The following is a 10,655-nucleotide window of genomic DNA, read 5'->3' as shown; positions in this document are numbered from 1 at the left end:
GCCGCCCCATTCGGTGGAAGTCCATCTTCTGCCGAACCATGATCGCGCTGGTGCTCCGAAAGGAGCTTAAAAGGGAACGCGGTGAGGGAGCATGCTCCCGAATCCGAGGCTGTCCCTGCAACTGTAAGCGGCGAGCGAGATGCACGGGCTTCCTTCCGCGGAAGCAGCCACTGGGCCCTTGGGCCTGGGAAGGCGTGCATCGAGCGACGACCCGCGAGCCAGGAGACCTGCCGGCGTCTGGTCGCTCTTGCCTTGGTCCAGGGGATGGCCGCGGCACGGTGTACTCCGTCTGAGCGACGAACGAGCGGCGGGAGCCGCATCGGTCACGTGCGTTGGTCGCCCAGGGCGTCCGGCCGGCGCGGTGCGCCGACCGTTCGTGCGAACGGCACGCTCCCGCCCGACGTCGACGACGCCGGGGGTATGATGGATGTATTTTCTGTTCGCTACGCGGCCGGTGGCCGCGCTCGCCTTCGCTGCTGCTGTCTCGTTCCAGCCTGTCCATGCGCAGGAGGCGCGGGACGAGGAGGCACTGGTGGTGACCGGCACCAGCCTGGAGGAAACGCTGCCGCGCCAGCGCGCGCGCTATGGCAGCGATCTTGCGGTCCTCACCGAAACGCAGGTCCGCGAGAGCGGTGCGGCGGATGTCGCCACCGCGCTGCGCACCGTGCCCGACCTCTATGTCCAGCCGGCCAGCGGGCCGTTCAGCTATGTCGACGTGTCGCTGCAGGGCTCGCGCACGCAGGACGTGCTGTGGACGGTCGACGGGATCCGGATCAACAATCGGCTGTATGGGGGCACCTCGCCCAACGACACGCTGCCCGCCAGCATGATCGAGCGGGTGGAGGTGCTGAAGGGCGGCGAGAGCCTGTTCTACGGCACCCAGGCCGTGGCCGGCGTGATCAACATCGTCACCCGCGACTTCGCCGAGCGCTTCGGCGGCCAGGTCGATGCCAGCGTCGACAGCTTCGCCGGCACCAATGTCGGCGGCTATGTGCGCGGCGGATCGGGCAAGCACCAGGTCGTCGCCTGGGGTTTCTATAACCGGTCGGACGGCTACCGGCCCTACAGCCGGATGGAGCCGAGCGCGACCGACCGCGCACGCGGCTATGACCTGTGGTCGGTCGGCGGCAAATATCGCTACGACCTCGGCCCCGACTGGCGCTTCCAGCTCCAGTACATCCACACCGAGGCGAAGCTCGACAATCTGAGCCCGACCCGCACCCGCGAAAGCCGCAACGACCGCAACGAGGAGATTGCCAGCGCGCGGCTCGACTATGTCGGGAACGAGACGGTGCAGCTGTTCCTCAAGGGCTATTTCCACGACTGGAAGACGGCCTATGTCCAGATCCGCAATCCGGTCGGCGGTGGCGCGCCGATCGTGGTGTATCCGGCCGGCACCTTCTGGGGTTTCCGCGACTATGGCGGCAGCGCGCTCGTCCAGCTGCGGCCGCATCGCGGGCTCGATTATCTGATCGGTTATGACCTCCAGCAGTTCAGCGGACGCGACGACGTGCTGCTGATCGGCGCGACCAAGGAGCGCGTTCATGCCGGCAGCTTCCAGATCCGCACCAATGACGATCTCTCGCGCCGCGCCCGCTTTTCCGCCGGGCTCCGCTACAATGACGGCAGCGGCGCGCGGAAGACGGTGTGGAACGTCACCGGCCGTGTCGAGCTGAGCGACAGCCTGTTCCTTCAGGCCAATGGCGGCACTTCGTTCCTGCTGCCCAGCGCCTCGCAGCTCTACCAGATCGATCCCTGCTGCGAGTTGGGCAATCCCAACCTCAAGCCCGAGGAGAGCCTGAGCGTCAATGCGGGACTGGGCGGCACGCTGGCGGGCGGGCGCGTCCACTGGCAGGCAACGGCGTTCGCGCGGCGCATCGACAGGCTGATCGATATCGACACCGCCGACCCGGCCTATCCTGAGGGCATCTACACCAATTCGCAGTCGCAGGTGAACGTGCGCGGGGCCGAACTGGTGCTGGGTGCGGTGCTGGCCGACGCTTGGCACGTCGATGCGAGCTACACCTATGCCCGCGCCCGCAACGCCGGCTCGTCGCTCCAGCGCGATCGCACGCCCGAGCAGCTGGCGCGCGGCACCGTCGCCTGGCGACCGCGCGCACTACCGGTCGGCGCCAGCGCCTCGGTCAACTGGGTCGGCGACGCCTATGCGACGGCGAGCGGCTTCGGCCGGCGCAACTATGGCAATTACGCACTCGTCGATGCGGGCCTGCAGCTGTTCCCCGATGCCGCGCGGCGCCACCGCTTCGCGATCAACGTCGAGAATCTGTTCGACCGCGACTATGCCACGCGCGGCTTCCAGTCGGCGGTGCCGGACAGCGGCGTCGGGCGGTTCCTCACTTTCACCCGCGGCGTGCCGCGCACGCTGCGCGTCCGCTACGGCCTGGGCTTCTGACGATGCCCAAGGCGGTCCTCGTCCTGCACCGCTGGCTGGGCGTCGTCATCGGCGCGGTGATGACGCTCTGGTGCCTGTCGGGCGTCGTGATGCTGTATGTCGACTATCCCCGGCTCACTCCGGCGGAACAGCTGCGGGGGCTGCCGCCGCTGCAGCTGCCGGGGGCGGCCGCGCTCGCCCGGATCGGCTTGCCCGACGATCTGCCGCTCGCCTCGGCGCGGGTGGAGATGGTGGCCGGCAGGGCCGTGCTGCGCATCGTGCCCGACGCCTCTCCGGAGCGATCGATCGGGCAGATGCGGGCGATGCCCGCCAGCTATGATCTTGCCACGGGGGGCCCGCTGGCGATGCTCTCGCCGACGGACCTTCGGCGGGTGGCCGAGGATTATGCCGCGCAGGCGGGCCTGGCCGGCGGCGTCAAGGCGATCGCCGCGACGGGCATCGACCAGTGGACGGTCCAGGCCTATCGCCGCAACCGCCCGCTGGTCCGCGTCGACTATGCCGACCCCGCCGGGACGCGCATCTATATCGCGGGAAAGACCGGCGAGATCGTCCAGCAGACGACACGGTTCGAGCGTTTCTGGAACTGGCTCGGCGCAGTGCCGCACTGGCTGTACCCGACGCTGCTCCGGCAGCATGCCGAGGCCTGGAGCCAGGTGGTGATCTGGACGTCGCTGATCGGCTGTTTTCTCACTCTGACCGGGCTGTGGGTCGGGATCGCGCGGCTGCGGCGGCGGAAGGACGGCAGCTTCGGATCGCCCTACAAGCGCGTCTGGTGGTGGCACCATGTCTCCGGCCTGATCTTCGGCCTGCTGACGCTGAGCTGGGTGGCGAGCGGCCTGCTCTCGATGAATCCCTGGGGGCTTCTGCAAAGCCGGGCGGGCATGATCCAGCGCCAGCGGCTGGCCGGGGCGATGCCGTGGGCGGCGGCACGATCGGCGCTGATGCGGCTGGAGCGATGGCCGCCCGATACGCGGCGCGTGGAAATCGTCCCGCTGGGCGGCCGCCCCTATCCGGTAGCGCAGGCAGGCGATGGCGTTGCGACGCGCTTCGACGCCGGGGGGCGGCGCGCGCCGCTGCGCCGCGAGGACATCGCGGCAGCGCTGCGCAGCGGGCCGCCGATCGCCAGCCTCGCCTTGCTCACCGCGGAGGACGCCTATCATTACAGGCACAAGGCATCGGCCCGGTTGCCGGTCTGGCGGGCGATCCTGGCCGACCATCAGGCGACCCGCCTGTACGTCGATCCGGATACGGGGATGCTGCTCCGCGCCGTGGACGGCAATGCCCGCGCATCCCGCTGGCTGCAGGACGGGCTGCACCGGCTCGATCTGCCGGGGCTGCGCGCGCGTCCGCTCTGGGACCTGGTCGTGCTGCCGCTGCTGGCGATGGTCACGCTGGTCTGCGGCACCGGCACCTGGATGGGATGGCGCAAGGCACGGCGCCACCTCCGGCGGCGAACCCCCGCACGCCTGCCGTCGCGTCACGGCGTGGCGCAGTCTGCCCGTCCGCAGGATTAGGCGATCGGCGTCGACTCGGTTGGAACGTACATCCGGCACACCAGTCCTTCCGGCCGGAACCGCACCTCGGTGGGGCGGCCGCCGCTGGTGCCCAGGCCGCGGGTGATCAGCGTCTGGCCGAAGCCCGTCTTCTGCGGCGGCACGACGAGCGGACCGCCGTCCTCCTGCCAGGTCACTTCGAGGATGCCGTCGTCATGCCGCCCGAGGATCGAAACGCTGCCGCCGTCCACCGAAAGCGAACCATATTTGACGGCGTTGGTCACCAGCTCGTGGAGGATCAGGCCCAGCGTGACCGCCGCGTGCGCCGGAATGGTCACGTCCAGGCCTTCCAGCCGCACCCGGGCGCTGTCCACCCCAACATAGGGTGCCAGCTCGGTCGCCACGAGCTCCTCGATGGTCAACTCGGACCAGCGCGCCTCGGAGAGCAGGTCATGGGTAAGCGCCAGCGCCTGGAGGCGGCGCGCGAACGCGGCGCGGAACTCGCCCAGATCCGTCGTGCCCTGAAGGGTACGGTTGGCGATCGACATCACCAGCGTCAACGTGTTCTTCACCCGGTGGGTCAGCTCGTTCACCAGCAGCGTCTGGTGCTTCTGCACCGAGCGGCTGTCGGTAACGTCCGCCATCGAGACGATGCACCCGAAGATGGTCTCGCTCGACTGGCGCAGGGGGCCGGCGCTCAGCACCAGCTCCCGCACGGTGCCGTCGCGAATCAGCGTCGCCTCCACGCCGCGCACGGCGGTACCCGCGAGCGCGACCCCGACCAGATCGCCACCCGTCACCAGCCCCGAACGCAGCGCGAACTCGAACGGGAATACCGCCTCGAAGCTGCGGCCGACCACGATACCGTCGCTGAACTGGCGGACGCCGGCATTGGCCTGGGTGATCATCCCGTCGCGATTGCACACGACCACCGCCTCGTTGGAGGTGGCGAGGATCGCCTGGCCGATCCGGTCGCTCTCGTGCGCGGCTGCCGCTTCGATCCGCTCGGTCACATCGGTGAAGGTGAGGGCATGCCCGCGGCCGAAGCCGAGCGACAGCGGCGCCACGGAAACCTCGACATGGCAGTAACCGCCCGCGCAGGGCAGCGCCATCTGCCGGCTGCGGCGATTCTGTTCGGCATCCGCGATCAACTGGCGAAGGGCTTGCCCGGCGCGCGCGCCTAGTGCCTCGAACAGCCCGTCCTGCTGCAGGTCGCGGCCGTTGCGGCCGAGCAGGGTGCACAGCGCGGCATTGGCGTAGATCAGCTTGCCATCGGGATCGAGCGCGGCCGCGCCGATATCCATCGCTTCCATGAACGAGCGATAGCTGTCCTGCCCGCCAAGCGCGAAAATCTCGTCCTGCTCCGCACCGCGGACGACAAGTGCATCGACTTCGCCCTCACGGATCGCCCGCAGCGTGTCCTCTGCCTCGTCGAGCCGCCGTCGGAGCTCCGCCTCGCGTGCCGCGACGTCGGGCATGTCAGTTGCCGACCTTGAGATGGACGAGCACCTTCTCCTGATCGGAAAGATCGCCGATGATCTTCTGCACCGGCACGGGCAGCGAACGCACCAGCGTGGGGATGGCGACGATGTTGTGTTCACGGGCGAGGTGGGGCTGTTCGCGCAAATCGACGAGTTCGACCTCATAGGCGCCCGGCAGACTCTCGGCGACGAGGCGCTCGAGATTCTGGATTGCCGCAATCGACTTGGGCGTCTGCCCGGCAACATAGAGCGTGAGCTTGAGCGGTTTGGTTTGCGACATCATCCAGTTTCTCACTCGCGTCCGGCATCGGTGAAGCCGCGTGCTGCGGCAATGTCCAGGGCATCCGCGGCTGCCTGGTCGCGATAGGCAACCTCGTCTTGGGTCACCCTGCGCAATTCGCGTTCGTCGGCCTGAAGATCCGCCTGCAGCGCGTCGATCTGGGACTGGATGCGACGGCGGCGCTCGGCGATCTTCTCCTGCAGTCGCTCGATCTCGCAACGGCGGCTCGCCTCCAGTCGCCGGTCCCGAGCCTCTGCGAAGCGGCGGGCTGAGCCGGTCACCGCGCCATTCTCGCCCAAATAAGGCGCAATCAGGCGGATGCCGGTGTCACCCATCACGAATTCACGTACCTGATTGGAATGCGCCGTGCCGCGGGCCTTCAGAAGGTAGAGCTCGCGATTGAATTCGCCGTTCACCTCGCGGTTGAGGAGCAGGATCCAGGCATCCATCAGCGAGGAAAGGCCAGCATCGGTCCGCGCCTCGCCCTGCACATGTGCGAGATGGGTGAACACCCCGGTGATGCCGTGGCTCTTCAGATAATCGATCATCCGCAGCAGCATGGACTGCACTTCCAGCTGGTCACCCGAATCGAGGAAGGCGGAGATCGGATCGAGCACCACCAGCGACGGCCGGAACGTCTGCACCTGGCGCAGCATGATCGCGAGGTGCATTTCCAGGCTGTAGAAGGTCGGGCGCGCCGCCACCGTCTTCAGCAGACCCTGGTCCAGCGCGGGCTGCAGATCGAGCCCGATCGATCGCATGTTGCGCACGGTCTGCCGTTCGGATTCCTCGAACGAGAAATAGAGCGCCCGTTCACCGCGCCCGGCCGCGGCGGCGGCGAAGGAGGCACCAATCGAGCTCTTGCCCGACCCCGCCACGCCGCTGAGCAGGATGGAACTGCCCCGGTGAAAACCGCCGCCGCCCAGCATGGCATCGAGATCGGCGATGCCGCTCGAGATGCGCTCGTCGAACACCTTGTGCCCCAGGCCAAGCGCGCTCACCGGCAGCACCGAGAACCCGTCTTCGCCGATCAGGAACGGATATTCGTTGGTACCGTGCGCGGTCCCGCGATACTTCACGATACGCAGCCGGCGGGTGGAAACCTGGTTGTGGGTGCGGTGATCGAGCAGGATCACGCAGTCCGAGACATATTCCTCCAGCCCCTGGCGGGTCAGCGTCCCGTCGCCGCGCTCGCCGGTGATTACCGCAGTAAGCTCGCGCTCCTTCAGCCAGTCGAACAGCCGGCGGATCTCGGCGCGCAGAATGGCGGGGTTCTGGAACGCGGAGAACAGGCTCTCGATGGTGTCGAGCACGATCCGCTTTGCCCCGATCTCCGACACGGCGAGTTCCAGGCGCAGGAACAGCGCCTCGAGGTCATAGTCACCGACCTCGGCGAGCTCGGACGGATCGAGGGCGATGTGCTCGATCAGAATTTTCTTCTGGGCGATCAGGTCGCCGAGGCCAAAGCCGAGCGAGCGGACATTGTCGACAATGTCCCCGGGGCGTTCCTCGAAGGTGACGAACACGCCAGGTTCGTCCTCGTCGCGCGCGCCGTTGATCAGGAAGGTGGAGGCAAACAGCGTCTTGCCGCAACCGGCCGAGCCGCACACCAGGGTCGGGCGTCCGCGCGGAAGGCCCCCCAGCGTCAGCTCGTCAAAACCGTCTATCCCCGTGCGCGCCTTGGCGATCCCGTCCGTCACTGTGCCCCGCTGTTGCTAATGACCGATTCGGCATACTTGCTGCCTCGCTTGCCCGCATTTACCCGCATCAAGCTGGCTCGATTCCATGCGCCGATGTCCACTGCGCAGGCGTGGCTTCCGAACCGCGGGCCAAGCGCCGGTGCAGCCGACGCCGACCGACGGTCGGGAGCAACGCCACCTTGGTCCCGATCCTGCTCGGGCGGGAACGGTTCGTTGCTGGGCAGAATGCGTCATCGGGGCGGTCACATTTTGCCGATTGCTCTGGAGGCCGTGGCAGCGAGGAACTGTTGGGGACCTCGCTGCCGTTGCCACTCCAGGTTTCGACCCTAAACTACCATTCACGAGGACTGCCAAAGAACTGTACACGAATGTTCAGTACCAAAGCAAAACCGATCCAAGCAACCTAAGACCATTGGACGAGCGCGAACCTATCATTTCACTCGTGCTCATCCATGTCAAGATTGATGCTCATATATTGTCGGCCTGCTTGCAACCTTGATCCAGGCGATAGCGGGTGACGCCGCCGTCGGTATAGTTGCCCTGAACCAGCCAGAGCTTGGGCCGTGCATCGGTCCCGTTGGTGCGCGTCACCGTGAAGGGGTAGGGACAGGAGCGTACCATGTTGCCGCGGAGGTGCAGCATCGGGCCGAGCGTGCCGACGACGCGGATGCCCTCGGCATGCAGCGCGTCGAAATGCTGCGCGCGCAGCTGGGCGGCGCGGGGATCGGCGAAGTCCGGATCGGCGGTTTCGCCGGCGATATCGTTGTCGAGGATCCAGCTGCGCTCGGCATTGCCGACATAGATGCCGATCCGCGCGATGTCCGTCGGCGCGACGCGCAGGCGGATCAGGTTGCGCTCGATCCGCAGCGTGCCGAGCGGCAGGCGCTGCTGCGCTACGCCCGCGTTCACCGCGACCCGGATGCCCCGCAACGCGCCTTCGATGCGGTTGTCCGCGATCGTCACATCGCGCGCGCGGGTGCCGCCGACGATGATGGCGCTGTCGATCGCCGGGGCGACGAGCGTGCGGATCGCGTTGTAGAAGCGCTGAAAGCCGAAATAGGCGCCGCCGCCGAGCGCCGGCGTGCCGCGATGGGCCAGGATGTGCGACGCCAGCCTGCGCATGCGCAGCGACATCTCGCGCGCCGGCCCGTTCGGCAATTCCTGCAGAAGACGCTTCCGCAGTTCCGCGTCGTCGGAAAAAAGCGTCGTCGCGAAGGACGTGATGCCGAACAGGTCGAGGTTGGCGATTTTGAATAGCCTCGTGTCGATGCGCGTGGGGGGGCGCGGCTCGCGAGACCCGCCCCACGCATGGCTGATCGCGAGCCTGCCCACGGCTGCCGCCATGTGGCGATCCTGGCTCCAGCGATCGAGCGTCTGCGCCGTGAGCTCGCCGCGCGGGCGGATGCGGTTGTTGGTGACGCGGAGACGGTCGGGGTTGAGAACGAGGATGCCGCTGGCCAGATCGCCGACGACGATGTCGCAATCGTCCACCGTCACGTCGCCGCCGCCCGCTACGGAGGCGCAGGCGATGCGCAGGGCGGCCGATTGCTTCCAGCGTCGTCCGCGCGCGATCAGGGTGGCGCGCAATATCCGCACCGGCCCGCTGCCGGCGATGTCGACCGCGCCGCCGGTGCGGCCCAGCTTCTCCGGTACGCCTGGGGCCTCGGCCGCGACCACCAGATCGGCCAGCTCGACAGACAGGCAATCCTCGAAGACCAGTGTCTGCACGCCGTTGCGGCGCCACAGCTTGCTGCCGGGGCCCACGCCGATCACACGGACATGGCCTTTGCCGGCGATCCGCAGCGGCCTGGTGAGCGGATAGTTGCCGGTGGCGAGGCAGAGCGTGCCGTTGGCCCTTGGCGGAATCGCGTCGACCAGCGCCTGGAGGTCCGTGCCCGGCCCGGCATGCCAGGTGCAGCAATCGCCCTCGCGCCGCGCCAGGGCGTCGATCGCCTGCTGGACATCGGCTGCGCCCAGATCGGCGCGGCTGTCGTCGAAGCGCACCAGCGCGGCGGTGATGTCGGTCAACGGCGGGAAGCGATCGCGCAGATCCTGGGTGACGGTGATCGCGGGGCCATTACGACGGATCAGGGCGAGCGGCGCGCGATAGCGGCGGCCCTCCAGCGGCGCGTAGAAATCTACCTGCTGACCGGCGACCGACTGGCGCAGGTCAGCGTGCTGGTAAGGTGGCCAGAGCAGGTCGCCGAGCACGGTACGCGCCGGGATCGTCCAGGCACTGCCGACGGCGTAGTTGCCGGTCGCGAACCGAACGCGCACGCCGCGCGAAAGCCTGGCCCAGGCGCCCGCTGCCGGGACGGGCGCGGGCATGGCCGCCCAGCGCCGGATCCGCGCGGTTGCGGTGAGCTGTCCCGCCGCAACCCCGGTGATGGCGAGCTGCCCGCCGGGTTCGCTGGCGATCGCCCCCATCGGCCCGGTCAGGCCCACACGGGCGCGATCGTCGTCGATCACTTCAACGATCGTGCCGGTGGGAAACCAATCGGTGATGCGGTTCTGCGGCAGGTCGATCGCGAAGCCGGCGCCGGAAGCCCGCAGCCCGGCCTCGCGCGCGGCATCCTCGGTCCATTTGAAGGTGGCGGCTCCGGCGGCACCGGCATCGTGGATCTCGACGCGGTAGAGGCGGTTGAGCTGGTCGAGATAGCCGGCACCGGCCGCGATCTCGCAGGGGCCCGGATCCGGGTTCTGGGTATCGACCCCCGCGTCCAAGCCGCCGCTGGTTTCCAGCGCACGGAGAAGCGGCTGGTTGCGGTCCAGCCCTTCGACCAGCGCGGCGCGCGCAATGCCCAGCCCGGCGAGCGGGGCAACCCGCACCGTCCAGCCGGCGACTTCGCGGACGGCGGTCTCCACGCCGTCGAGCGCCGGATCGGACAGATCCGCGGCGAGGTCCGGTCGCAGCACCGCCTCGAGGTAGACCAGTGCTTCCTGACCGTCGGGGATAGCGCCGGTCAGCGCCGGCAGGATGCCCGCCGGGAACTGCGCCTCATAGGCGATCGGGGCCGAATTGCGGAGCGGCAGTCCCTCGGCATAGAGCGCGCCGGCGCCGATGGTGAAGCTGCCCCCCGCCGCGGTGATCGCGAAGCCGGCATCGTCGCGCGGCACCCCGTGCTGGCCGACGACATGGCGCACGATCGCCTCGCTGCGTGCGGCGACCAGCCCGGCCTCCTCGTTGAAATCGGCATCGAGCAGCGGACGGCCCTGCTGGAGCAGCACCGCGCGTGTCGCGGACCGTTCGGCCCGTACGCGCGTGTCGCGGGTGAAATCGCCACGCAT

At 68.3% G+C, this 10,655-nt stretch carries 6 protein-coding genes and 1 riboswitch; of the genes, 2 read left to right on the top strand and 4 right to left on the bottom strand.

Features of this window, described 5'->3' with window-relative positions; genetic code table 11:
• Positions 1 to 31: 31 nt before the first annotated feature.
• A riboswitch (cobalamin riboswitch) is annotated at positions 32 to 250 on the top strand.
• 177 nt (positions 251 to 427) lie between these two features.
• Positions 428 to 2,413: a TonB-dependent receptor plug domain-containing protein gene (locus S2M10_RS11940; protein ID WP_168846271.1), complete on the top strand. Its 1,986-nt coding sequence runs from the start codon at positions 428 to 430 to the stop codon at positions 2,411 to 2,413.
• Positions 2,414 to 2,415: 2 nt separating this feature from the next.
• Positions 2,416 to 3,927 (top strand): PepSY domain-containing protein, encoded by a 1,512-nt coding sequence (locus tag S2M10_RS11935; protein WP_168846270.1) that lies wholly within the window; start codon positions 2,416 to 2,418, stop codon positions 3,925 to 3,927.
• Here S2M10_RS11935 and S2M10_RS11930 read toward each other — a convergent pair.
• From S2M10_RS11930 to S2M10_RS11915, 4 genes are all read right to left on the bottom strand, one after another.
• Positions 3,924 to 5,384 carry an HWE histidine kinase domain-containing protein gene (locus S2M10_RS11930; RefSeq protein WP_168846269.1) on the bottom strand — a complete coding sequence of 487 codons (1,461 nt, stop codon included), beginning with the start codon at positions 5,382 to 5,384 and terminating at the stop codon, positions 3,924 to 3,926. The genes S2M10_RS11935 and S2M10_RS11930 overlap by 4 nt on opposite strands.
• Before the next feature lies 1 nt (position 5,385).
• Positions 5,386 to 5,670, bottom strand: coding sequence for a circadian clock KaiB family protein (locus S2M10_RS11925; RefSeq protein ID WP_168846268.1), 285 nt, complete (start codon positions 5,668 to 5,670; stop codon positions 5,386 to 5,388).
• A gap of 8 nt (positions 5,671 to 5,678) precedes the next feature.
• Positions 5,679 to 7,367, bottom strand: a complete 1,689-nt coding sequence (gene kaiC / locus S2M10_RS11920; RefSeq protein WP_168846267.1) for a circadian clock protein KaiC — start codon at positions 7,365 to 7,367, stop codon at positions 5,679 to 5,681.
• 468 nt (positions 7,368 to 7,835) lie between these two features.
• Complete coding sequence (locus S2M10_RS11915; protein WP_168846266.1) at positions 7,836 to 10,655, bottom strand: DUF6519 domain-containing protein; 2,820 nt, start codon at positions 10,653 to 10,655, stop codon at positions 7,836 to 7,838.

Origin of the sequence: Sphingomonas sp. S2M10 (assembly GCF_012650175.1) — a bacterium.
GTDB lineage: Bacteria > Pseudomonadota > Alphaproteobacteria > Sphingomonadales > Sphingomonadaceae > Sphingomonas.
This window is presented reverse-complemented; position numbering and strand designations above follow the sequence as displayed.